Source organism: Colwellia meonggei, assembly GCF_057537295.1.
This window is the reverse complement of the sequence record NZ_BAAJLZ010000003.1, coordinates 503,087-528,555: the sequence shown is the minus strand read 5'-3', so window position 1 is coordinate 528,555 and position 25,469 is coordinate 503,087. Positions and strand designations below refer to the sequence as shown.

Annotated in this window: 25 protein-coding genes; 7 read left to right on the top strand and 18 right to left on the bottom strand. The window is 37.7% G+C overall.

The features are described from left to right. The first annotated feature begins 229 nt into the window (after window positions 1–229). Window positions 230–1,303 carry an MATE family efflux transporter gene (locus AC27E9_RS10870; RefSeq protein WP_487130034.1) on the top strand — a complete coding sequence of 358 codons (1,074 nt, stop codon included), beginning with the start codon at window positions 230–232 and terminating at the stop codon, window positions 1,301–1,303. Then, window positions 1,303–1,680, top strand: a complete 378-nt coding sequence (locus AC27E9_RS10865; RefSeq protein WP_487130032.1) for a hypothetical protein — start codon at window positions 1,303–1,305, stop codon at window positions 1,678–1,680. Before AC27E9_RS10870 ends, AC27E9_RS10865 begins: the two co-directional genes overlap by 1 nt. Window positions 1,681–1,810: 130 nt before the next feature. On the opposite strand, the gene AC27E9_RS10860 is transcribed toward AC27E9_RS10865, so the two are convergent. The 6 genes from AC27E9_RS10860 to AC27E9_RS10835 all read right to left on the bottom strand — a co-directional run bounded on the left by AC27E9_RS10860 (window position 1,811) and on the right by AC27E9_RS10835 (window position 9,401). Beyond that, window positions 1,811–2,350 (bottom strand): hypothetical protein, encoded by a 540-nt coding sequence (locus tag AC27E9_RS10860; protein WP_487130030.1) that lies wholly within the window; start codon window positions 2,348–2,350, stop codon window positions 1,811–1,813. 74 nt (window positions 2,351–2,424) lie between these two features. Beyond that, window positions 2,425–3,096: a HupE/UreJ family protein gene (locus AC27E9_RS10855; protein WP_487130068.1), complete on the bottom strand. Its 672-nt coding sequence runs from the start codon at window positions 3,094–3,096 to the stop codon at window positions 2,425–2,427. A gap of 93 nt (window positions 3,097–3,189) precedes the next feature. Further along, the gene (locus AC27E9_RS10850) at window positions 3,190–6,315 is read right to left on the bottom strand and encodes an efflux RND transporter permease subunit (RefSeq protein WP_487130028.1); all 3,126 of its coding nucleotides are present in this window, start codon (window positions 6,313–6,315) and stop codon (window positions 3,190–3,192) included. 11 nt (window positions 6,316–6,326) lie between these two features. Next, window positions 6,327–7,559 (bottom strand): efflux RND transporter periplasmic adaptor subunit, encoded by a 1,233-nt coding sequence (locus AC27E9_RS10845; RefSeq protein ID WP_487130026.1) that lies wholly within the window; start codon window positions 7,557–7,559, stop codon window positions 6,327–6,329. Continuing rightward, window positions 7,559–8,926 carry a TolC family protein gene (locus AC27E9_RS10840; protein WP_487130024.1) on the bottom strand — a complete coding sequence of 456 codons (1,368 nt, stop codon included), beginning with the start codon at window positions 8,924–8,926 and terminating at the stop codon, window positions 7,559–7,561. Before AC27E9_RS10840 ends, AC27E9_RS10845 begins: the two co-directional genes overlap by 1 nt. 70 nt (window positions 8,927–8,996) lie before the next feature. Next, on the bottom strand, window positions 8,997–9,401 hold the full coding sequence (locus AC27E9_RS10835) for a hypothetical protein (protein ID WP_487130022.1): 405 nt from the start codon (window positions 9,399–9,401) through the stop codon (window positions 8,997–8,999). A 240-nt stretch (window positions 9,402–9,641) separates the two neighbouring features. On the opposite strand from AC27E9_RS10835, the gene AC27E9_RS10830 reads away from it, so the two are divergent. The 3 genes from AC27E9_RS10830 to AC27E9_RS10820 all read left to right on the top strand — a co-directional run bounded on the left by AC27E9_RS10830 (window position 9,642) and on the right by AC27E9_RS10820 (window position 12,381). Further along, window positions 9,642–10,370: an ABC transporter permease gene (locus AC27E9_RS10830; RefSeq protein WP_487130020.1), complete on the top strand. Its 729-nt coding sequence runs from the start codon at window positions 9,642–9,644 to the stop codon at window positions 10,368–10,370. 246 nt (window positions 10,371–10,616) lie between these two features. Next, window positions 10,617–10,982 carry a hypothetical protein gene (locus tag AC27E9_RS10825; RefSeq protein ID WP_487130018.1) on the top strand — a complete coding sequence of 122 codons (366 nt, stop codon included), beginning with the start codon at window positions 10,617–10,619 and terminating at the stop codon, window positions 10,980–10,982. Between the two features lie 16 nt (window positions 10,983–10,998). Next, the gene (locus tag AC27E9_RS10820) at window positions 10,999–12,381 is read left to right on the top strand and encodes a class II fumarate hydratase (RefSeq protein WP_487130016.1); all 1,383 of its coding nucleotides are present in this window, start codon (window positions 10,999–11,001) and stop codon (window positions 12,379–12,381) included. 159 nt (window positions 12,382–12,540) lie between these two features. On the opposite strand, the gene AC27E9_RS10815 is transcribed toward AC27E9_RS10820, so the two are convergent. The 9 genes from AC27E9_RS10815 to AC27E9_RS10775 all read right to left on the bottom strand — a co-directional run bounded on the left by AC27E9_RS10815 (window position 12,541) and on the right by AC27E9_RS10775 (window position 21,724). Continuing rightward, the gene (locus AC27E9_RS10815; protein WP_487130014.1) at window positions 12,541–12,927 is read right to left on the bottom strand and encodes a DUF6746 family protein; all 387 of its coding nucleotides are present in this window, start codon (window positions 12,925–12,927) and stop codon (window positions 12,541–12,543) included. Between the two features lie 77 nt (window positions 12,928–13,004). Continuing rightward, the gene (locus AC27E9_RS10810; RefSeq protein ID WP_487130012.1) at window positions 13,005–13,247 is read right to left on the bottom strand and encodes a hypothetical protein; all 243 of its coding nucleotides are present in this window, start codon (window positions 13,245–13,247) and stop codon (window positions 13,005–13,007) included. Next, window positions 13,248–14,921: a PepSY-associated TM helix domain-containing protein gene (locus AC27E9_RS10805; RefSeq protein ID WP_487130010.1), complete on the bottom strand. Its 1,674-nt coding sequence runs from the start codon at window positions 14,919–14,921 to the stop codon at window positions 13,248–13,250. A gap of 4 nt (window positions 14,922–14,925) precedes the next feature. Next, window positions 14,926–15,222: a hypothetical protein gene (locus AC27E9_RS10800; RefSeq protein WP_487130008.1), complete on the bottom strand. Its 297-nt coding sequence runs from the start codon at window positions 15,220–15,222 to the stop codon at window positions 14,926–14,928. A gap of 131 nt (window positions 15,223–15,353) precedes the next feature. Continuing rightward, window positions 15,354–15,905, bottom strand: a complete 552-nt coding sequence (locus AC27E9_RS10795) for a hypothetical protein (protein ID WP_487130006.1) — start codon at window positions 15,903–15,905, stop codon at window positions 15,354–15,356. 71 nt (window positions 15,906–15,976) lie between these two features. After that, window positions 15,977–17,971: a TonB-dependent receptor domain-containing protein gene (locus AC27E9_RS10790; protein ID WP_487130004.1), complete on the bottom strand. Its 1,995-nt coding sequence runs from the start codon at window positions 17,969–17,971 to the stop codon at window positions 15,977–15,979. Window positions 17,972–18,282: 311 nt separating this feature from the next. Beyond that, entirely contained in the window at window positions 18,283–19,620 is a 1,338-nt protein-coding gene (locus tag AC27E9_RS10785) for a histidine kinase sensor domain-containing protein (protein ID WP_487130002.1), read from the bottom strand. Then, window positions 19,617–20,306 carry a response regulator transcription factor gene (locus AC27E9_RS10780; protein WP_487130001.1) on the bottom strand — a complete coding sequence of 230 codons (690 nt, stop codon included), beginning with the start codon at window positions 20,304–20,306 and terminating at the stop codon, window positions 19,617–19,619. The genes AC27E9_RS10785 and AC27E9_RS10780 overlap by 4 nt, the downstream gene beginning before the upstream one ends. Window positions 20,307–20,833: 527 nt before the next feature. Then, the gene (locus AC27E9_RS10775; protein WP_487129999.1) at window positions 20,834–21,724 is read right to left on the bottom strand and encodes a radical SAM protein; all 891 of its coding nucleotides are present in this window, start codon (window positions 21,722–21,724) and stop codon (window positions 20,834–20,836) included. Between the two features lie 321 nt (window positions 21,725–22,045). On the opposite strand from AC27E9_RS10775, the gene AC27E9_RS10770 reads away from it, so the two are divergent. Further along, window positions 22,046–23,074: a GGDEF domain-containing protein gene (locus AC27E9_RS10770; protein WP_487129997.1), complete on the top strand. Its 1,029-nt coding sequence runs from the start codon at window positions 22,046–22,048 to the stop codon at window positions 23,072–23,074. Window positions 23,075–23,076: 2 nt separating this feature from the next. Next, window positions 23,077–23,940, top strand: coding sequence for a hypothetical protein (locus AC27E9_RS10765; protein ID WP_487129995.1), 864 nt, complete (start codon window positions 23,077–23,079; stop codon window positions 23,938–23,940). A 265-nt stretch (window positions 23,941–24,205) separates the two neighbouring features. Here the strand turns inward: AC27E9_RS10765 and AC27E9_RS10760 are convergent, their stop codons facing one another. The 3 genes from AC27E9_RS10760 to AC27E9_RS10750 form a co-directional block, all read right to left on the bottom strand. Then, window positions 24,206–24,364, bottom strand: coding sequence for a DUF3012 domain-containing protein (locus AC27E9_RS10760; RefSeq protein WP_487129993.1), 159 nt, complete (start codon window positions 24,362–24,364; stop codon window positions 24,206–24,208). A 52-nt stretch (window positions 24,365–24,416) separates the two neighbouring features. Beyond that, window positions 24,417–24,743, bottom strand: a complete 327-nt coding sequence (locus tag AC27E9_RS10755) for a TM2 domain-containing protein (protein WP_487129992.1) — start codon at window positions 24,741–24,743, stop codon at window positions 24,417–24,419. Window positions 24,744–25,120: 377 nt separating this feature from the next. Then, on the bottom strand, window positions 25,121–25,447 hold the full coding sequence (locus tag AC27E9_RS10750) for a cupin domain-containing protein (protein WP_487129990.1): 327 nt from the start codon (window positions 25,445–25,447) through the stop codon (window positions 25,121–25,123). Between the last annotated feature and the right edge of the window lie 22 nt (window positions 25,448–25,469).

The following is a 25,469-nucleotide window of genomic DNA, read 5'->3' as shown; positions in this document are numbered from 1 at the left end:
TACTGTTCGTCAGTTTGTAAAGTGCTAATTTCGCATATTTAGCATTTTATTTCATTTTTTTGACTAACTGTTGAATTATCCGTCAAATATTGATTTTTTGATAACCGTCCTGTGTTTTTACAAGAAAAAAATAAACATTCAAAGTGTCTACAATTTGAAACAATGTTCGGTGGTAACAAAATATCAATCAACTGATATAATGTAAGATTACAATTTTCAAGGAAGTTTTGTGCCTAAATCTAGTCAATCAGTCGCCGATCGTACCCTATTCAGCCTAACTTGGCCGATATTTATCGATTTATTTTTCATTTTTATGATCAATGTAACTGATGCTTGGTTTTTAAGTCGCATTTCAGATTCCGCAGCTGCATCTGTTGGCGCTATTATGCCAATACTCGGCATTGCTTTTGCGCTATATAGTACTTTGCATCAAGGTGGCAGTAGTGTTGCGTCTCAACGAATTGGTGCCGGCGATAAAAGTAAATTAGCAACTACTTATGGTGTGCTTTTTGTCATTTTACTCTTTGGTGGCATAGTATTAACCTTGCTAATGGTGCTATTTGCTCCGCTGTTTAGCCAATGGATGGGGCTAAATGGTGAAATGGCATCAATGGCGAACATTTATCTTACGACCATAGGCATGGGCACTTGGATACTCGCCATTCGTTTCGCCGCCGCTGCTGTATTAACCTCGCAAGGAAAAACTAACTGGAATATGTGGTCAACGCTAGTAATGACCATAGTCAATATTTTATTCAACTACTTATTAATTGACGGTAAGTTTGGTTTTCCTGCTCTTGGCTTACAGGGTGTCGCCTATGCGTCGGTTACCGCTTGGCTTATTAGTTTATGTTTTACCTTAGTTATTATCGTTAAGCATTTAAAAATTAAAATTTCTTTGCCCAGAAGTTGGCCAACATTTAAAAGTAATAGTGCGCCAATTTTAAAAATTGCGATGCCTTCTGTTTTAGAGCCTATGTCATGGCAGTTTACGCAAATATTGATGACAGCAATGATAGTAACTATGGGGCAACTTGCGCTTGCTACTCGTATTTATAGTTTTAATTTATTGTTCACCGCGATTTTATATGGCTTTGCTATTAGCTCTGGCGTACAAATTAAAGTTGCTCATTATATTGGCGCTAAGCGCTTTGATGAAGCTCATAGCCAGCTTATGACAGGCTTAAAACTAGGTATTGTTGGCGCGATGTTTTTTGTTTTTACCTTGCTCGCGCTCTCTGATCAACTATTTGCAGTGTTTACCGAAAACACCGACATTTGGGCATTAGTAAGCTTATTTTAATGGTAGCAATTCTTGGCGAGTTTGGCCGCAGCTTTAACCTTATTGTTGGTGCATCTTTACGGGCTTCTGGTGATGCAAAATATGTTTCAACCGTTGGCTTTATTATTATGTGGTTTATTGCCTTGCCTTTAGCCTGGTTACTTGGGTTACATTTTGCTTATGGTTTGGTAGGTATTTGGCTAGCAACTAGCGTTGATGAATGTATTCGCGGTGTTATTGCCTTAAAGCGCTGGCAAACCGGGAAATGGCGAACAAAAGGTGTTTACGCAGATGAAGTTCCAATTCATGATCCTAGCATTAACGAGCGTATTGACTGCCAAGAAGCCAATGATTGCCAAGAAATATTTAACGATAATGCAGTTAAAAAAGAAAACTAATAGCACTTACTTAATGCTGGGTAGTCCTATTTTTATTGGCTGATATATTTACTAAAAAAGCCACTAATAAACAATATATTAGTGGCTTAACATGACTTACGTTTTTAAAAGGTTAACTAGTCTGAAATACTTAACCTTTAATGGTGTAATACCCTTTCATGGTTAACGATACCGTTACAGGTTTATCGCTTTTATTTTTCCAATACCAGCCATGTACGCCTTTAAATGGCGTAGTTAATGAGCCTTTCATATTATTCGATGTAGTAATTGCAAAGCTTTCGAAATAACCAGTGGTATCACCTTCTGGCTCACCATGGAAATCAAAATAAAGCTCCACACCAGCTGCTGTTTGCCATTCATATTCAAGGTGAGCATATTTGTCCATATACAATTTATATTCTAAGCCCTTACCAGCAGGAATCACTACTTCAACATTGTCGCTGCGCATTCCATCAATCTGCGTGCCGCGGTCAATCTTTAAAGCTACTGGCTTCTCTGATGCTTCTGCTATCGCCGTTAAACCAAGTGCTTTACCAATACCAGTTGGGTCAATATTATATTCCGCCGGTAAAATACAGCTAATAAGCACAACAATGGCAATAATTGCGGCAATTACACCCGCTTTAATTAAAGTTTTAGTTGAGTGCACCGGCACATTAAACTCATTCATTTTTAATTCCTAAATTTTTCTTAATATTGATTTAGCTTGCGCTAATATCTATTTTAAATTTTTACTAACAATACTTATGCGACGAAATAACCCGTTAATTGCAAACCAATTAACATAAAACCTGCGCTCATTAAGGCGGTATTAGTTAGCGTTGCAAAGCTTAAATAGCTACGATGTCTGCGCCAAAAGCTTAATATGATCAATACCATACCTAAAGCAAGAAACTGCCCTATTTCCACACCGATATTAAAAGCAATAATGTTTGTTACTAAGCCGTCTTCAGGTAACTTAAACTCTTGAATTTTTGTTGCTAAACCAAAACCATGAAATAAACCAAAAATCATCACCGCAAGCTTCGTATTTGGCTGGTATCCAAATACACGTTTAAAGCCACCTAAATTATCGAAACCTTTATAAACAACCGACAAGCCGATAATTGCATCAATTAAGTAGGCGTTAATTTGAATATCACTAAATACGCCATAAAGTAAGGTTAAACTATGTCCAATAGTAAACAGGCTGACATAAATCACCACATCTTTACTGCGAAACAAAAAGAAAATAACACCTACTAAAAACAATAAATGATCATAGCCTGTCACCATATGTTTAGCGCCAATATAGATAAAAGGAAATATTGCTGCCCCTTGGTTAGCTTCTAAAAATTGTTTAGTTGCATCATCAACGCCATGTGCTAGTAGTGAAAACGAAGCAAATAGCCCCGTAATTACTAACAATAATCGCATTGAGTTTTTAACTATTTTATTCACTTAGCACTCCTTGGTACCGTTAACTAATAAGTTAATTTAGTGCGCCACTGTATTAGCAGCGCACTGTATTTATACTTTTTTATTGAATTTATATACTAAGCTGGTCAGCAAAGGTAATATGATCAAGGTTAGTATGGTTGAAGAAACAATACCGCCAATAACTACCGTTGCTAGTGGTCTTTGAACTTCAGCTCCGGTACCTATATTTATTGCCATAGGCACAAAGCCTAAACTTGCCACCAGTGCGGTCATTAATACTGGGCGAAGTCGTTGGCTAGCCCCTTGTTTAATTGCCGTGACAACCTCCATACCATCTTTTATCAACTCTTTAATAAACGACAGCATCACTACACCGTTGAGCACCGCAATACCCGATAAAGCAATAAAGCCAATCGCCGCTGAAATAGATAACGGCATATCACGAATCACCAAAGCTAGAATCCCGCCTGTCAATGCCAGAGGAACGCCACTAAAAATGATTAAGGCATCACGAAATGAACCAAAAGCACTGTAAAGCAGGGCAAAAATTAGTAACAAGGTTAATGGCACAACAATCATCAAACGCTGCGATGCCGATTCAAGTTGCTTGAATGTGCCCCCGTACTCAGTCCAATAACCGCTAGCTAAACCTAAGTTGTTTTTCATCACCTGCTTAGCTTCAGCAATAAAAGATCCTAAATCACGCCCTTCCACATTTGCAGTAACAATGACATGACGTTTACCACTTTGGCGGTTTATTTGATTTGGTCCAACTTGCTGGCTGATGGTTGCTACTTCTCCTAGCGGCACGTAACTTAAATCTGGATTCAGATCTTTTGACAGCGCTATTGGCAAATTGGCTAATGCGGATAAATCTTGGCTGACATTCTCCGACATACGCACAACTAAATTAAAACGTCTATCGCCTTCATAAATAAGACCAGTTTTAACGCCGGCGATCGCCGCTTGTACAGCTGCTTGCACATCAGCAATAGTTAAACCTAATAATGCTAAATGATCACGGTTAGGCTCAATTGATAACATAGGCAAACCTGACATTTGTTCAACACGTGCATCTTTAGCGCCGGGAATATTAGCAATTAAGGCCGCAGCGTTATCGCCTGCATCTTTTAATGTTGCCAAGTCATCGCCGTAAATACGCAGTGCAACATCAGCACGTACCCCCGCAATCAACTCATTAAAGCGCATTTCAATTGGTTGGGTAAACTCATACTTGTTACCAGGTATAGCTTCAACTAAATTTCGAAGTTCTTCAATAAATTGTGCCTTAGTTTTAGTTTGATCTTGCCATTGTGACATCGGCTTCATGATCAAAAATGTATCCGCTACATTTGGCGGCATAGGGTCAGTCGCCACTTCCGGTGTACCAATTTTTGAAAACACCCGTTCAACTTCATCAAGTTCACCAATAAGGATTTCAAGATTTTGCTGCATAGTGACAGATTGTTGTAAACCTGTGCCAGTAATACGTAAAGCATGTAAAGCCAGATCGCCTTCATCAAGTTGTGGTAAAAATTCAGTACCTAATTGTTTAGCCTGAAAGCCACTAAAAACAACCACCGCGCCGGCAACTAGCAAAGGTAATAATGGGCGTTTTAACGAAAAATATAAAACGGGTTCATAGCAAGCACGTGCTTTTGCCATTAGCCAGTTCTCTTTCTCGCTAACTTTGCCTCGAACAAATAATGCAATTGCTGCAGGAACAAAGGTTACAGAAAAGATCATTGCACCAATTAAAGCAGCAACAACGGTAAAAGCCATAGGATGGAACATTTTACCTTCAACACCACTTAAGGCGAATATAGGCAAATACACCAACATGATGATCAATACACCGAAAACGGCAGGTCTAAACACTTCTTTAGTTGCCTCAAACACAACTTTAAGCCTTTCTTCTAACGATAGTAGCCTTTGTTGTTGCTGTTGTGCCATGCCTAAACGTCTCAAGGCATTTTCAACCACGATAACGGCACCATCAACAATGACACCAAAATCAATAGCACCTAAGCTCATCAGATTACCGGAAACACGGTTAACCGCCATTCCTGAAATTGCAAATAGCATACTTAGCGGAATAACTAAGGCAGCAATAAAGGCCGCTCTAAAATTACCTAGTAGAGCGAAAAGCACAACAATAACTAATACCGCCCCTTCAAAAAGGTTTTTTTGTACCGTGGCAATAGTTTTATCGACTAATGTGGTTCGATCATATACCGCTTCAGCAACTACACCCGCAGGTAAGCTTTCATTAACTTTTTCTAAGCGTTGAGCAACGGCCTTCGCAACAATACGACTATTCTCACCAATCAGCATAAATGCCGTACCTAATACCGTTTCTTTACCTGATTGTGTTGCTGCACCTGTACGCAGTTGTTTACCATAAAAAACATCGGCAACGTCACGAATTCGAACTGGAGCATCATCACGTTTCGCCACCACAACATTAGCAATTTCCTCCAGTGATTTTAGCTGACCAGGCGAGCGCACTAGCCATTGTTCACCGTTACGTTCAATATAACCTGCACCTGTATTTCGATTATTACGTTCAAGCGCACTAATAACTTGCGCAATAGTCACCTTAAAGGCTAATAACTTTCCCGGAACTGGGGCAACTTGATATTCACGCTCAAAGCCACCGATACTATTAATTTCGGTAACACCGGGTACTTGCACAAGTTGTGGGCGGATGATCCAATCCTGAATCGTTCTTAAATCTTCTGCGCTATATGCACTACCATCCGCTTTAGTTGCACCTTCTGTTGCTCTAATCGCATAACTAAAAACTTCACCTAGGCCACTAGCTATTGGGCCTAGTGTTGGCTCAGCACCTTGTGGTAATGATGAACGTATACCTTGTAAACGTTCGGATATTTGTTGTCGCGCCCAATAAATATCGGTGCCTTCTGTAAATATAACAGTAACTTGCGACAACCCATACTTGCTAACCGAACGGGTATAATCTAAATCAGGTATTCCCGCCATAGCATTTTCAACAACGTAGGTCACACGCTGTTCAGATTCTAATGGCGAATAACCATCAACTTGGGTGTTTATTTGTACTTGAATATTGGTTATATCAGGCACGGCATCAATAGGAAGTTTTAAAAGGTTATTAACACCAAACGCTGCTATCAATAATGTAAACGCTATAATCAGCCAGCGCCGCTCTAAAGAGAACTTAATAATACTATTCATATAATTAGCCCCTAATGATCATGCTTAGCAGCGTCTTTTAAAACATCTGCTTTCATTAAATAGCTATTTTGAGTTACGTATTCTGTGTCAGCAGCAATGCCACCTAACACTTCTACATATTTACCATCACTTTCACCCAACTCTACCATTCGAACTTCAAAGGTATTGCCGAACTTTGCGAACACTACAGGCATATCTCGAAACGTTTGCAAAGCACTGACACGAACCGCCATTGCAGCATCTAACCTTTTCGTTTCGATATTTGCTTTTATGTGCATTCCAGGGCGCCAATGTCCTTCGGTGTTATCAAGCACCGCTCGAGCTCTTGCAATATGACCACCTGTCATTTTAGGGGCAATATAACTAATGGTGCTTTTCGCCCGTTCACCACCATGGTTATCACTTACTGTTACTGGTAAACCTAATGAGAGTTTTTCTATATTTTGAGGGAATGCTGATAAGTCTATCCATACCGACGAAAGATCAGTTACTTGCACTATGGCAGAGCCTTGGGTGTTATCTCCAACATTTAAAAACTGATCAGTTATTTCACCAGCGCTAACACTATAAACTTGATAGTCTTGCAACGTATCGCTATTGGTTACTACCGCAACTAATTGCCCTGCTTTTACGCTATCACCAAGGTTGACTTTAATTGCTTTGATAATACCAGGGTATGGTGCATTAACATTTGCAACTTTATTGGTGATCGGAGATACAATGCCAAATAAGGTATCATTGAAGTGCAATGTTTGTGGTTTTACTTGTTCAGTTTCTACTTGTGATAGCGCTAATAAACGATCGCTAATAACAGTTCGGCCTTCAAAGTTATCATATTGCCAATTCAGCTTTTTACCTTGAATGTTAGCTTCAACTTCGACAGTAAAAGAGTGAGGCTCAACAACAGTTTGCTGACTCACCAAGTAATCTTGCTCTGGGGCAAAGCTTAATTTGTCTTGCTTACCTCCTAAACGAGACAAGGTAATATTTAAATCAACGGCATTAGGGTTTAGCAATTCATTTTTTTGATAAACAAATACCCGCATCTCTGGTGGTATACCTTGCTCAACAACCGTAATTTCAACACTGTATTCACCCTGTTGTATTAATTTACCGCCATGTGGTCCTTTTAGTTCAGATTCTTCATGGTGCTGCTCGGCATAACTAGTGCCGATAATTAGAGAAAGAAATAAGATCGTAATTGAGAATATTTTATTAATTTTACTTTGCTTGAGAACAAACATTAGTTTTGCTCCTGAATAGTTTTCGAGGTGAAATTACTGGCATGATTTGAATTATTACTATTTGTAGTGTGCTGGGTCATCGACTGACCCGTGATTCGCTCTAACTCTAATAACTGCATGACAACTTCAAACTTGTTATTGATAAGTTCTAATTGAACTTCAAATAATTCATTTTGTGCATCAAGTAATTGCAGTACATTAACTTTGCCTGCATTGTAAGCCTGTGTTGTTTCTTGCATTAATTGCTGTGCCAGTGGCAAGTTATTACGACTAAGCGACTGTAATAACTCATGCGTTGTTTTTAACCGTTGCTGTATTGCTAACAAGGTTAAACGAATTTGGCTTCGCGCTAATTTCTGTTGCTGTAATAGCTTATTTTCCCGCTGCTTCGCCGCTAAAATATTACCTTGGTTGCTGTTGGTTAATGCCAACGGCATGGAGAAAGTCAACATAAAAGCACTATCGTCAAACTCTTCATAACGACGCAAACCAAGCCCGACTGATATATCAACTTCACCTTTGGCAATTTCAGCACGTGTTTTCGCTTTCAATATTTGCTCGGCATTTAGCAATTGCATAAATTCAGGCGAAGATTCAATAGCATTTAATACCTTTTCAGTCTTAGGCAATGGTGTATTCAGCGATAAACGCCCTTCAACAACTTCAAATTTTGCTTGCTCTGACCACATCATAGCAAGCTCTTGTTTTTTAATGCTTAAACCTGAAATAGTAGACTGTAAATTACGACGAGTTTTGGTAACGCGTAACAAAACACGGCTGACATCGGCTTGGGTAACACTGCCAGCTTGCGCCCTTTGTTTAATATTATTGAGTGCGGTGAGCTCTATATTGAGTTTTTCGTCTAACCAGCGCTTTATCGCTTGTAAATGTAATACACGATAATAGCGTGCAGTTGTTTCTGACAACACTTCCATGCGCTGCAATTCATATTCACTTAGCTGCTGGCGTTGCTTAGCGTGAACTAACTCAATGCGACGTTGACGCTTGTCTGCCATTTCTATTACTTGGCTTAAAGCAAAGGTTGTTTGTGCGCGATTAATACCACTGACTTGGCCACTACCAAATATATTCTCAACGGTCACTTCTAATGTTGGGTTAGGGCTTAAATTTGCTTGTATTTCGAGCGCTTCAGTAATGCGTTGCTCAAACGAAAATAATTGTAAACGGTTATTTTTTAATAACGCCTGTTGTAAGGCCCATTCTAGAGAAATGTTCTCCGGAGTGGCGGCGGTTAAAATAGCTTTTGATGATGCTGGATTCACTGTTTGCGCTAAGCTGACTGAGCTCAAGCTTGCAAACAAGCAAAAACCGACGGCTGACATCACAGCCTGTTGATATTTTTTCACGGTATAACTCCACTATCCAATAGCAAAACTATTGAATTGATTAATAAAAATTATTGATCAGTATTGGACGTTAGATACTTGGAGGTGGTATTGGCGGTGCGTAATTATAATCTGGGTAGTTAATGTGTTTATTGGTGATTATATCCGCAATAACTATGTTTGATATCAGGTTATTTTCAACCGGAGGGAAACAAGACAAGTGAGAGTGATTAGCATGTTCGTGTTCAGTATCTTCTTCACTTACGCCTGCGACATCGTCATTAGCATTTTGAAAATTATTACTTTGCTGTTCACTATGGTAGTGAGCATGGGCTATTTTTTCACCTAAGGGATGTTCGCCACTTGGAAAGTGCACGGAGGCATTGACACAGGTTGCAAAAATTTGACATACAAACATCACTAACATGGTTGTTAGTGTAAACTTCGAGCGCACTTTGCTATTCGTTGTGCTAGGTAAAGTTGTTGTATTTGTCAAAATAAAACCAATTAAATGCGATGGATAGCGATAAATATAACTCAACAGAAATAATACAAGATGCTGAGCCCCGTTATTTAACCAAAGTCATTAGTCTTTGTCTATCAATTAACTAGGATTTAATTGCGTAATTACAAAAAGTTACAAACATGAAACCTGTAATCGCTAATGATTTTGTCTATACCGAATGCAAGAAATGTTTGATAATATTGCTTTATTAACTACCCAAAGTACTAATTTATGAGCAATACCTTACAAATAATAACATTGGCGGATCTCGCAATAGCCTTTGTTCCCGTTATTATTGCCGTTGCTTTTCTATACTTTTGGTCGTTAGAGGTTAAGCAAGCTGGTTATGCACTTGCACGCATGCTAGTTCAGTTATTATTAATAGGTTATGTGCTTAGCTATATTTTCTTTTCAGACAGCCCTTGGTTAATCACAGGCATCCTGCTGATGATGATCAGTATTTCATGCTGGATTGCGCTGCGCACACTCAGTCAATACCGTCGTTTGCTGTTTAAATATGGTTTTATGGCAATATTTTTCGGCGGTGGCTTTACTTTATTACTTATTAGCCAAGGTGCTTTGTCGATAACACCTTGGTACCAACCACAAGTCATTATTCCATTAGCAGGTATGATTTTTGCCAATGCCATGAACAGTATAAGCCTTTGCGCTGAACGCTTATTCTCAGAAATCAACAACAAAACCGCATATAAGTTAGCTCGTAAACAGGCCTTAAATGCCGCTACAATCCCCGTGATTAACTCTTTGTTTGCTGTAGGTTTAGTATCATTACCCGGCATGATGACCGGACAAATATTATCTGGCGTATCTCCACTAATTGCTGCCCGTTATCAAATAATCGTTATGTGTATGATTTTCGCATCAGCAATACTCTCTGCGGCTATGTTTTTATTGTTATCACAGCGCAGCATAAAAAATATCATTATCAGCCAGCAGTAATCCATAAATTAACACAATAATTTATAAGCCACGTTGCCATTCTTGTCGTAAAGGTATTTGTTGTGGTTGAGTGATGGCGGTATTCACTTTGTCTAGCAATTGCTGCATATCTTTACCTAAATAAATTAACCTATAAGCATCACTATCCGTATTTTTTATATAAATTTACTCAAAACCCAATTGCAAATAATTATCATTTGCAATAGCATGGCGTTTAACAAATTTTAAATATCGTTTCAGTTTACTATGCAAACTTCACACTTTTCATACCGTGCTATACCTATAAAACAACTAGAGCAAAAAATTCGTTCAGGTATAGAACCCGACAATTTAATGTTGATTAAATTATGGCTAAATCTTGGTCAAAGCGATGATTTACCAACAATAAACTTACGTGAGCGATATACAGCACAATTTTACTTGTTGTTGGAAACTGTATTAGACGATTTAGTCCCAATACATTGGCGACGCACATGCTTAGACAACATTTATCTTCCTTTAAGTTCACTTAAAAAAGTGGCAAGTGATGATAAATCTGAACAGCATCTACAGCACCTTTTTCATGAACTAGCAGTTTCTACACGTTATGTAGAAAAAAGCTTATCATCTTAATAACTATGGAGTAACAATGGATCAATATCGTATTGAGAAAGACAGTATGGGCGAATTACAAGTTCCTCAAAACGCACTTTATGCGGCGCAAACACAACGTGCAATTAATAACTTCCCCATAAGTGGTCAGAAAATGCCAAAGGCTTTTGTTAAAGCACTATTGCTCGCAAAATATTCAGCAGCAAAAGCAAACAGTGAGCTAGCACAGATTTCAACATCAATGGGGAATGCTATTTGCCAAGCAATTGATACCTTATTAAATAACGACTTTATGCCGCACTTCCCTGTTGATGTATTTCAAACTGGCTCAGGCACCAGTTCAAATATGAATGCCAATGAAGTACTCGCTACTCTAGCGACAGAAAATTTGGGTGAAAAAGTTAGCGCTAATGACCATATTAATTATGGTCAAAGTAGTAATGATATTATTCCAACCACTATTCACATTAGTGCCGCGATAGAAGTAAATAATAAACTGTTACCCGCACTTAGGTACTTAAGGGACGCCATTAATAATAAAGCTGAAGAAGTCAGCCACTTTATAAAAACAGGCCGCACTCATTTAATGGATGCCATGCCAATAAGCATGGCACAATCACTTCATGCATGGGCAGATCAATTACAGCAAAACATTAACTTTATTGAAGGTGTTTTACCTAGCTTAAAAACCTTAGCACAAGGGGGCACAGCAGTAGGAACCGGTATCAATGCACACCCAGAATTTTCGTCAGCTTTTAGTAAAGCATTATCTAAGAAAACAGCTATCGATTTTAACCCTGCCAATAACTTTTTTACTCATATTAGCTCGCAAGATATTGCTGTTACACTCTCAGGACAACTAAAATCGACAGCGGTAACTATAATGAAAATAGCGAATGATTTACGTTGGATGAACTCCGGGCCATTAGCAGGGTTAGGTGAAATAGCATTAGAAGCATTACAACCGGGCTCCTCTATCATGCCAGGCAAAGTAAACCCTGTAATTCCAGAAGCGGCAACTATGGTATCGGCGCAAGTAATTGGCAATGATTCAACGATAACCATAGCTGGCCAATCTGGCAATTTTGAACTGAATGTTATGTTGCCACTTGTAGCAAAAAACTTATTAGAAAGTATCGAATTACTTAGCAATATTAGTCACTTAATAGCTGACAAAGCGATTACCACATTTACCGTAAATGAAAACAAGCTTTCAGAAACACTGGCGCGAAACCCTATTTTAGTTACCGCTTTAAATCCTATTATTGGCTATTTAAAAGCAGCCGAAATAGCTAAAATAGCCTACAAAGAAGGAAGAGCCATCGTAGATGTTGCCACCGAGAACACAGAACTTAGTCGTGAAGAATTAACCATACTGCTAGATCCCGCTAATTTAATAAAAGGCGGAGTTCAAGGTTAACTGTTTAACCATTTTTTATTGCTTTATCTGCATTTCCATCCTGAGATATGTAACATATTTCAGGATGGAACAACTATTAAAATAAACCGACTTGAAAACATCAAATAATTATAAATACTCTATTTTCAATTAAGCTCTACATAACAACCGTATTGCTAGTTATTTACACATGCTTTTAGCTAAAATTAGCTGCGTTGCAGCTAAGTACTTATCTCCAGAGCCTTTAATGACTTTTTGGTCTAAATGCTCTGATGCTTTATGTACTTTCTCAAGATCTACCGCAATAGTTTCGAGGTTTTTTTGCAGTTTAATAACCGCATTTTCGAGTGTATAGGTTAGTTCGTGAACTTTAACCATATCTTCAGGCGATAATTCTTTCTTGTTAACTATCGCTTGTAACTTTTGATTATACGCCGCTAAATTGCAAAGAGCCGCACTCGTCGTTGGCGCTTGTAATGATGGAAAGTGGCTATATTTTTCGTCGGCGTGCGCAACACTAGTAGTAAAAAAAATAAGGCCAGCGATTGTTAATAAATGTGTTTTCATCTTAGTTCCTATAGGAGTTTTCTGTAGCAATGCCAACCTAAAATAAACTTGATTGGCATCAATTCAAGTTATGTTAATTACATTTGTTTATTGTTTTGTAGACGGTATAAAAACAAGGTTAATATCGTACCCAGCACACTAACTAAGCCAATAAAAACAAACACGCCTCGCAAGGTGCCGTATTCAAAGCTAAGTACGATACAAGCCATCACAAACAAAATGAACGACGATATTTTCTTCAACAAATTTTGCGCAAGCACGCCGTTATCTTGCATTAAGTAAACGGCAATTAAAGACAGAACAATGGCAGCAATAATCATTTACACGCCCTCCTGTATAATCGTACCTGTAGCATTTGTCGTTGTAGGATCTAGTTTGGCCTGCCTTAATTGTTCGAATTGCTTTAATACCTTAAATAAATAAAGCCCCATAGCAAAACAAGCTACATCGATACCTAAACTAACTTGCTGACCATAAGTAAAGTTGCTCATCATTTCTCTACCAGAAATCACAAGGTCAATCGGTAAGATCGCCATTAAAATAACAGCGGTAAGCACAGTTAACAGCTTGGCAAAGTGTTTTTCACATCTGGCAATAAACGCCCATAATGTAATGAAAAACCAACTGCCAAAGAAAGGCCACCAAATCGCAGGGCCAACATTATCAACAACTAATATATATTTGAGGAAAACATTGGCAGGAAAAAGTAAGAATGTCGCCACAACAATTCCGCCACAGCCACCAACAATTAAACGGTTAAATCGTTGGTAAGTTTTCATACTGTATTTAGGGTTAGCTGCATTTACGCCGCGCTCTAACCACAGCATTAAACCGGTTAATGGCAGCAATGCCGTACCTAAGCCTAAAACAGCCCAAATAACTTTGACAAAAATGCCGCCAAAATTACCAAAATGAAGTGGGAACATAACGTCTAATATAGCGCCAGAATAACCATCTAAGCGACCAAAGTTTCCATAGATTTCTTTAAACTCACCATCACCATGATAAACGGCAGTTTGCGAAGCCATACTGCTGCCACTGGTTACATTTAAATACATCATAGCACTTTCATCACCATAACCTTTTATCGTCATGGTACTAACTTTTGCACCATCATCAATGGTAAAGGCATGGTCAAAAGCGCTAGCTATTGACGTAGGCTGGGCAATATTTTGAATGATAGGATCAGGTACGGCAGTAAAGGTTTCAATAAGCTTGTCTTGATCACCACCAAAGCTAACAAACGCTGCTGCAGGTACTAAAACCACAATGGCTAACCCTAAAAATGCGCCCGTAAATGCAATTGCTGAATTAAACAATAAGCCCCACACACCTATAGCTTTATGACCGTCATTAAGCATTAAACTGTAACTCTTACGCGGTCTAAAAGTGAAAAGTTGCGCAAGGATTTTTCGATGAATAAATACCCCAGTCACAATAGACAACATCATTGTGAGGCCTAATATACCTGTGGTTAATAAGCCAATGGGACGTCCCATATGCAAATCAGCATGGAAACCAACAATGAATTCCGACATATCGTACTGGCTGTTCGCAAACAGCTCTTCAACCAAGCCAGTTTTTTCATTAACAAGTTCGTAAGTAACAGGGTCGAATTCAAAAATTGTCGCAACCGGTGGGTTATGCTTAGGTTTTTCGCCTTCGACTAATTCAGTGTCTTTTTGAGGCTCACCATGATGAGACTCAAACATAATAAACAGACGTGTTGAAGATCGAACCGCGGGCAAAAATATCAAAACTTCTTCTTTATAATGCTCAGGTACTTTAGTCGCGTAATCGTTAACAAGTTGTTCTATTTTCACTGTATCAATTGGCGCTAAAGCACGTATTTCAGGGTTAGCCCATAGCTTAATTTCTGGACGACCAAATACAGATACTGCACCAGTAAATGCAATAACGAACAACAATATACCGGTAATAATGCCTACCCAACTGTGCAGCGTGTAGAGCTTTTTAATTGTTTTGCTTTTCATGTAACTACCCTGTCAGTGCAATATAAGAAAGAATGCCGTGGCTTAAAGACAATGTGATCATTAGTGCCCATGGCTGCCAAGCCTTTTCAGCTAAATAGCTGTAAACACACAAAGCTGTCCATATAAAAGGAAACAGCAGTATTGGCACAGCAATTTGGTCTGCAGCACTAAAAGGAAGATAAGTTGTCATACCGGGAATTAGCATGACACAGGTAATAAATGCCATTAGCACACCTGCAACATTGCGGCTTTTAATAGCAGTAAAAACACTTACCCTAGTATTTTTATTTATGTCAGTCATCAGACCTACGCTCTTTTTTGATTATTATTTAGTTAATTATTTTCACGTAATAATTATTTATATTTTAAAGACAACCAATACTGATTACAAATAATAACGATTAACATTTGCAATTAGTATTCATAGCTTAGTTAAATAAAGCCAACAAGTAAAACCAAACCACCAGCAGCGATACTCAGCAATGACGCTTTCTTCAACTGTGGCAGCTGTAAGGTGATCACCACGCCACTAATAACACTAAATGCCAAACTTAAGCCGAACATAATTGAAAATACTTTAAAAAATATACCGGCAAAACCTTTGTGAACAATCAATAGTTGCATTAAGAAGTCATGCTCTTTAATGTGAATTTCAACAACGCCTTCGTCGTCGGTGGGCTTAAATAGAACTTCTCTTTCGCGACCATACCAGTCATGCTTCCCTTCCCACAGATAATAGTCCTCTGGTAACTCAACAAACCTGTCGCCTTGTAAATAATCAATAACAATTTTCTTGGCAACGTCTTTATCTTCTGGCCACGCTTGCTTTATGGGAAAAAGATACTCCACTTCAGACTTTACCTCGCCCTTTATGTCAAAAAAATAAAGCATGCCTGTGGTGATATAAACTAACGTTATCGGTAAAAAGAAACAGGCAAAATAGGCGTGTAACTTCATCCACAACATTCTTGTTTTTGCTTTCATGATGAACTCCTAAAAATAACAAAAGCGATTTACATACAAAATGTAAATCGCTTTTAATTTATGCTTACTTATTAGAAGTTATACGAAACCGCTAACCGAATATCACGACCTGCTTCATTTATCCCTGACACCCCGACAAAACCAGGGATGCTGTTATAATCCCCAACACTTGAATGGTCGATATAAGTTTCATCAAGCAAGTTTTGGATGCTTAGGTTAAAGGTTAATGTTTCATTAGGTTGCCATTGCACATAAATATCGTGCACGTTGTAACCATCTTTATCAATTGTTGTAGTGGTTGGAGCCCAGCCAATATCAACCAATCTGTGGAATACTTCAATGTTGTTTAAGTCTTCTACGTAGGCAAAGTTCCAGCCCATTTCAATAGTATCTGAAAATATATAGTTAACATTTAAGCCCCAAGTATCGCCGCGAACATTTGCCAAGCCTATGTATTCGTAACCTTCAACCTTGTTGCCATTTAACTCAGCATCATTATTGCTATAGTTAGCAACAATTTGAACATCATCAAACCAATAACCCACTTTTAGTTCAAAGCCATCAGTTTCTAGCTGACCAACATTCTCGTAGTAGGTGCCTTTACCCAGCTGATCTAAAATAACATTATCAATATCACTTTGATAAACAGAGGCAACAATATTCCAGTTTTCATCATGGTAAGTTAAGCCAATTTCAGTATTTTCGACCTCTTCAGCTTTTAGTTTCGGGTCAACCGATACATCTCCAGCTTCAATCGTAAACGTGTCGCCTACTTCTTTGCCACGCATGGCTTGCGCATAACCTAGGTTTAACTTCCAGTTATCGTTAAAGTCATATTGAATACCAACATTAGGGCTTATGCCGTCACTGTCAGCTTCACCATTGTATGTTACAAGGTCTAACTCATATTCATCGTAACGAACCCCGAAGCTTACTAATAGTTCATCAGTTGCTTGCCAGTGATCTTGCAAGTACACGCCACTTACAGTGCCCTTTTCTTTCGCGCCGCTATCGCCCGGTGCGCCAGCATTAACTTCATCTTTTCGATATTCAATACCGTAAGTCAGGTTGTGATCACCTAAACTACTTGAGTTACGAATATCAAAACCAAAAGACTTCACTTCACCTTTGTAAATGCCCCACTTGTCATAAATATTTTGCTCAACGGTTGCCTCTGTACTGTAAATGCTCGTTTCTAAATTTATTAACGTATTCAAGGAAAGTGTATGGTTAAACACAAGCGTATCGCGTTTAACCGACAAAGGGTAAAGCGGGTTCCAGCTAGATTCAGGCCAGTTAGGGCGTTGCACGAACTCACCATCTTCATCTCGGCTTTCATAACTTAAGCTCAAAGTTTGACCGTCGCCAATATTGCCGCTTATTTTTATAAACGCTAGTTTTTGCTCAGGATCTGTGCCCGAAATTTCATTACCATCGCCATCTTCCATGTTGTCGCGATCAGTATGTACGTATGATGCCAATATCCCCCAGTCATCATTAATACGACCGTAAAGTGTGGCATTAACCTTATAACCCGCATTACTGAAATAGCCAGCTTTTAAGCTACCACCAAAGCGTTGACCGTCATCTAAAATATCGCTTACGTCTTTAGTTTTAAAGCGAATAGCACCACCAATAGCGCCAGCACCAGCTGTTGCTTCACCAGCACCGGCTTGCACTTCAACTTCTTTTAATAAATCAGGGTCAATTGAAAGTCGCCCGATATGATGAAATAGCGTACTTGTTTGTGGAGCGCCATCAACAGTCACGTTAAGTAAAGTGTCTTCCATGCCCCGAATATAAACTTTTTGGGCAATGCCAAGTGAGCCACCAACAGAAACTGAAGGCACTAACCGAAAGATGTCAGCTAAATCATTTGCTTGATATTTTTCTAATTCATCTGGCGTAATAACGGTATTTGTTGTTTTACCAACAACCACAATAGTTTCAAACTCATCTTTATTTTCTGATGTGTTCTCTTCAGCAATTACGTGTTGTCCACTGAGTGCGAAAAGTATTGCTAATGACAAAGGTTTAATACCTTTGTTAAATTGATGTGCTTTCATACGGGGCCTTTACTGTTTTTATAGAAATATGACATTTAAATTTACGAATGCGAATTATTATCATTTATAAGACTTAATAACAGTAAATTTACAAACTTTACATTTGGCACCTACGACAAATAAGTTATATACCCAAGACACTTCAAAATGTAGGATTCAGCTGGAATTAGAAACGCATTTAGGTGAGGCATTGATTGAAGAGAATAGTTACTCCCTTCTCAAGTTCAATAACGAAGCATAAAGCGTTTATAAACCAGCCCTGCGGGGATGCCTGAAACTCGTATTTCGAGGTATTTTGGATATAACCATAACTACAGTTTTGGTATGGTTATGTTCATGGCAAGCCCGCCGCCCTTTCGATTAGTGGCGGTAACTGAACCTCGAATTGCTGCAAGTTGCCTTTTAGCTAGGGCAAGGCCTAAGCCAAAACTATTCCCTGCACGTTCACGTGACTTATCAACACGGAAAAACGGTTTAAATATTGTCGTTAGTAGTGCTTCAGGCACACCTGGTCCATTATCTAAAATGCTAATTTGATAACACTCGTCGTTATCCTGTAAACTAACCTCAACTGACTGTTCAACAGGGGTGTAGCGCAACGCATTACGTAGAATGTTCTCAATTGCCTGCCCTGCTGCTCTATGACTAGAGTTGGCTATAATTGCGCTGTCAGGCAGTTGAGTGACAATATTTCTATCTGGAAATTCATACTTGGCGTCATCAATTAGCACATCAAGTAAGTCAACTAAGTCGACTGACTCTTGCTGTAATTCTGGCTTTTCATTGTCTAACCACGCTAAGGTTAGCGTGTCGTCTACTAGTCTTCTTATGTGCCTAGATTCACGCTCAATGCGTTCTATATTATCAGATTTGTGCTCTTCATTAACTGTGGTTACAGCGATATCTAGCCGGGTTAGCGGCGTTCTCAATTCATGAGAAAGATCTGCAATCAGCTGCCGCTGGCTAATAATTTGTTCGCCGATACGACACGCCATATCATCAAACGTCGCCGCTAAATCTGAAAATTCATCGTTCCTGTTTCCCATCAATTGACGTGCTCTAATATCAAAATTTCCGGCACTGAAGTGCTGGGTAGCAGACTGCAATTGCAACAGTGGTTTCATAATGTAGCGATAAAGCAAATAAGCCAGTAGTGCCAATAAAATAATTGGAATAATAATTTGCATTGCTATGCGTATATAACTCCAATAAGCACCGGGTCGCATTCGATCTGGCAGTTGTATAAGAAAGCTTGCTTTAATATCAGTAAACGACACTTCCATCACAGGATTGTAATCAAGGTATAAATGTATTTTCCAATCAACACTGCGCCCAAAAGTTTGCTCGCCTTTGTATACTAGTGATAAGTCATCACCCGCTTCTTCTTGATAATCAAAACTGATAACAGCTACCCAAGTTTTCTCTTGTACTTTTAACTTGCTAATAAAGCGGTTTAAACCCTCTTTATTTTCAGCTTTATATAGCGTTTCAGCAACCCGTCCCCATTGCGTAATTTCTTGGCGATGCTCCTGCGCCAGCATGCTCATTCCTTCTTCAGTGTTCGAGGTTAATTGATTAATAAAATAAAATAAGCCAACAACACCCGTGGCAAAAATTAGGCACATTTTCCAGAAAAGCTGTCGACTCATACGAAGCAATACCCTTTACCGTGACTGGTTTTTAGTCGTTCGCCTAAACCATTTGCCGCATTAAGTTTTTTACGAACTTTACTCAGGTGCATATCCAAACTACGATCGTATGCGCCAATGCTTCGATTAAGTACTCGCTGGTATAAATAGGCTTTACTTAGCACTTCTCCTTTATGTAAAAAAAGCTGCCAAAGTAACTTAAATTCAATCGGTGTAAAGTCTAACGCTTGGTCTGCAACCATCACTGAATGCGACTTTGAATCAAGTGTCAGGTTATCTATCGACAGCACCTTGATCTTATCATCAAAAATATTTGGTGAACTGCGCCTTAATAGCGCCTCTATTCTTAATAATAACTCTGAGGTATTGAACGGCTTCGCAACATAGTCATCAGCACCTTGGCTAAACCCCTCTATTTTCTCTTGCTCTGCCCCTTTCGCTGTCACCATGATAACCGGCGTTTGTTGAGACTTTCGCAGCATCTTTAATAAAGAAAAGCCATCCCGAATTGGCAACATTACGTCAAGTAAAATAAGCTGATGCTGATTACTACTTGCGCGTACAAAGCCGGTTTCACCATCAAAGCACTGTTCAACTTCATACCCTTTGGCTTGCAAGCACTCGGTTAATTGGTGACTTAACTCTTTATCGTCTTCTACAAGAAGAATTTTGACAATATTTTGCATGTTTATCCAAATGATAGATTAATTTTTCGGCTAGATGTACGGACAGAATAACCAGCCCTGATAATTGTTTTCTGCTGGACCGTAGGTTGATTTTTTGCTTAGCGATATTTTATTTTCTCGACCTTAGAGCTACCTTATGTTGTTAATTAACTATTAAACGTATAAAGTTTTTCGTAGTGCACTCTTTAGTAAAGGTAGCGGAAAAGATCAACAGCACATAAATGATAACGATTTGCATTTGTATTGCAAATAAAATTTTCACATGTTGATATATTTAAAAACGAACGGAAAATATTGACAAATAAATGAATATATTAGTCTGTTTTCTATGACGCCAAGCTAACTTAAAATAAAATCTTATTTATGATAAAAGAAAAATGGGTTGATAGGCTTGTATGTTATCGAAACATTATCGCTATTTTCTTATGGCTAGTTATTCGAAACAGCAGACATTTTTGCTTCGCTACTCAAAAAATAAATGTGCTGAACGCTTGTTCTCAGAAATCAACAACAAAACCGCATATAATTTATAAGCCACGTTGCCATTCTTGTCGTAAAGGTATTTGTTGTGGTTGGGTGATGGCGGTATTCACTTTGTCTAGTAATTGCTGCTTATCCTTACCTAGCACACCTTTGAGTACCAAATAATTTGAAGCATGATCAGAGCGAAATATGGTTTTGTCTAGCTCTAAGGCTTGTAACAAGGTCGACATTTCTTGGAACAACTCTTGTTGATTTAACTGTCGAAATCGACCATTAAAGTTTTTAGCAAAGCGCTCTTCGCCCAATGGAAATGAAACCACTAACGTTGAAAGAAAATCTGGCTGCGCTTCATTCATCAGTTTCGCAGAATTCAATGCATGCTGTTTTGACAACTCTGGGCCACCTAAACCATTAAGGATCATAACTGATGATTTCATGCCTGCTTGCTTTATTTTGGTTAACGCCGTTAATGACGATTGATAGCTTTCACCTTTTTCAATGAGTTCTAACACTTCGTTATCGCCACTTTCGCAACCAATGTACATTAACGTTAAGCCTAACTCTTTCAATTCAGTTAATTGCTCAACTGATTTATTGCCCAAATTTCTTGGTAAACAATAGCTTGAAACACGTGTCACTTGTGGAAGGTGTTTTTTAATTAACAATAATATTGCTTTCAAGCGATTAAATGGCAGCATCATGGCATCGCCATCAGCTAAGAATACCCGACCAACAGGCAGGTTGGATTCAACAATATTCACCAGCTCTTGCTCAATTTGTTCAGGCTTTTTAGGTTTGAATTTTTTACTCTCGCTTGTATACATGTCGCAAAAAGTACATTTATTCCACGAGCAACCATTGGTCACTTGCAAAATGAGACTTTTCCACTCACTTGGTGGCCTAAAAACCGGTTCAACATAACTTAACGGATACATAACGGTTGAATTCCAATAAAAAAAGCTTAATTAAGTGCATTATATTAAGGTAGTCACGCTATGCCAACAATATTGTAAAGGGGCTGTTAATGAGGCATAGAAGTAGAGGTAATAGATAATAGTTCAGATCTTGATAGCTATATGGGTGAAAATTAAGATTTTTCAGCTAAGCTAATTATTGATAGCAGTATTTCTAAATGAAAGGTAAGTTGAATTAAACTCATAAGTAAATCCTTTTTTCAAATTTACATAGAGGAAATTTCGCCCTTTATGATTACTATTTTAAATTGTCTCACTCGATAACATTAATTGGTAGTTAGCTTGATAAAAAAAGCAAAAAAACAAAATCAGATGATACGTTCAAAAGAAGAGTTACCTTTTCTTTTCATGGGGAATAAAAAGCCTCTTTATTATATTGCTTACCTCAGTTCAATCTCTACATTGATATTTTCTCTATATAACATACAACTAGGCAATACCATGTTGTTTTTGGCACTTTTGCTTTTTGCTGTTATGTCCTTTTTTGAAACCATAATATTTCAAAAAAAGGGCTATTTAATCGTTAATGTTTATCTTATAGTGGCGAGCTTGTTGCTGGCATATATAGTGGCAATAATAGAATTAGGTGTTGTTGCTGCCTACTGGATTTTTCCATTTGCAATTGCGCAAACATTCATACTTCCAAGAAAAATTTATCTTTTTTACAATTGCATTTTATTTATTTTTGTCATTAGTTATAGCTTACTAAATGTTGACTTTGCTATTACCGTAAGGCTGTCCTTTTCATTAGGCCTAACAATGTTTTTTAGTTATTTGGTTTCATCTCATATTCAAAAACTTCACAAAGATCTAATATATAAATCTATTAGAGATCCAATGACAGGAGCTTTCAATAGGTCACAGCTAACGTCAAATTTACAAAAAGCCTTAGCTGATAAGAAAAGAAATAATGTAGGGAGTACTATTTTAATGATAGATATCGACAATTTTAAAATGATTAATGATAAACACGGTCATGACATTGGAGATTCAGTTATCAAACGAATAGTAAAAATAATAAAATCTAGCGGAAGAGAAATTGATTTACTGTTTAGAATTGGAGGAGAAGAGTTTATTCTACTAATGCACAACATAGGTATTGAAAACTCAGAAAAATTCGCTGAAACGCTTAGACAAAACATTCAGAGCGAATCAATAATTCTAGATCAGAATGTCACTGTGAGTATAGGTGTATGTGCTGCTATGGCTGAAATTGACTCAAAACTATGGATGAAGTACGCTGATAATGCACTGTACCAAGCAAAAAAAAATGGCCGGAACCAAGTTGTACTTTTCAAATGGTGTAAATAAGTATGCTCAAATACATTTTAATTACTCTACTTTTATCACCCATTAGCATCGCACAAGAGCTTAAAAACATAGAAAAAATTCCCTTTACTTTTTATAGTTTAGGCAGTGCTACTAACTATGCAACTAAAATAGAAAAAAGTACTGAAGATATTATCTTCAAGATGCTTTTTAAGCAATTGCCCGAATACGAGTTATCGTTTAAAAAAACAAATTACGAAACAGCATTTAATAATATTGTAAAGTCGAATAATAGTTGTTTAAGAAATATTATTAAAACCTCCGAACGTGAAAAAACATTTCTGTTCTCAAAACCACAAACGCTATTCATGGGATTACGCTTATATTACAGCCCTCACTTACTTCCATCCAAAATACGAGAAATTAGAGATCTCCCCTTACATAAAGTGTTCGACATCGATAATAAATTAACAATAGGAATAGAAGAAGGCCGAGCATATGGAAAAAATCTAACTAAGCAATTAAACAACCTTCCCCGCACCAATAAATTTATTAGAACAAGCAGTGATGGACAAAATTTAATGATTTACATGCTGCTAAAGGGTCGGTTTGATTTGATGTTTGAATACCCAGAAGTCATGAATTACAAAAGAAAACAAATGTCGTCCAATGAACTATTATATAGCGCCTCACTACCTAATATGGAACCCCTTATTTTTGGACGAATTGCCTGTAGCAAGTCAGAATTATCAAAAAAATTGCTTAGTAAAATAGATCATCTTTTAACGAACATATATAAATCAGAGGCGTATAAAGATGCTCATTTAGAATTGGTTAAGGATAAAAACCAAATAATCTTTAATGAACTTTATACTGATTTTATAAGTGAGCTTGAAAATATCAAGTAATTCAATACTAGATAATACAGGACTATTTTCAAATATTTATATAAAAGATTCGGGCTAAGCAATAATAATTAGCAAAGGGGGTTGAATAACGAGATAAAACATTGCAGTAATTATTAGTGCAACTCCACAACCTCTTTTAGTCTTATTTAAGCCTACAATATCGAGACAATGTATAATTCCAACAACACTGCCAAGATTATCTATTAAACAGACAAAAAACCGACATATTATACAACATATCGGCTTTTCAAAGATGATTTACAATTTAAAAAATACAATGCTTGGTGAAATCTTTGGCTTCAGTTGCTGTCCAATCGCCTTTTGGCTTTTCTTTTAACTGCTCACACCACTCTTCACTGCCAACTTCTGGCGCACACGCCGTTGTTAGTAACATTATTGAAATGATTAATGATAATTTTTTCATTACTTTTCCTTTTTCACAGTTTATATACTGCTTAATTATTGATTTTATTAAATTAAAAAATTGGACTTAGAATATTACCGTTTGCGTCTTCAAAGCGTCCAGCAAGAATGGAAATCAAATCTGCCAACCACCATATGCCAACACCACCTAAAGTGAACAACATGAAAAAGCCGCTGCGCTTGCGACCATATACAAAGCGATGAACTCCAAATACGCCAAGCAATAGGCAATAGATAAAAGCGAAAATACCTTGAGCATTTTTACTTGCCACGCCACCGAAAGCACTAGGTAAGTTTTGCCCAGAGCCACAGTGTTCGCATTCAATTGCACTTTCACTGATATGATCGCCGCAATAACGACAAAAAACCGTTGAATTCATACTTAATCCTTGTTTAAAACACTTTGTTTATATGTATTGCCCAATTGCATATAACGACGACACAAAAAGCAAGAAAGATAAACAAAATAATATAAATTTTGCTCGTTTGCTACTCAACTTAGTAAAATAAGAAAACTGTAAACAAAAACCGCTATACAGTAACAATTCACCTAAGAGTTTAACGACAACAATAGTATTTGCATAAGCAATAGTATATTGAAATTTAAAGATAAACGAAAATGCTAAATACCAAGCAGCTTGATAACTAATAATCGACAAAATGAAAACAGCCAATACTTGTCTGTTATATTTGGCGGCAAAAAATTCAAACGCAAAAAAATATTTATTAAAATATTTCGTCATCAAGCTCTATAGGGTTACTGACATTCATTATTGGTTTCATGAAACCAAATCTCTATTTCATCAGTTTCTTGTTCAAATTTAGCACTATGCGTTACATTCGCCGGCACATGATACCACTGCCCGACACTAATTCGGGTTGTCTTACCTGCCATGGTCAATATTAATTCACCACGTGTAATGACGCCATGGTTATCAGTATCATGACAATGCTCCGAAATTTCGGTACCTGCTGGATATGAGGCAAATAAGACATCACTATTATTTGCCTCTAATTTATAAGCATCAAAGCGACCATCATATAATGGCAGCTGCTTTATTTTATTAGGATATTGGCCGGGCATTTAACGTCCTTATGCATTCTAT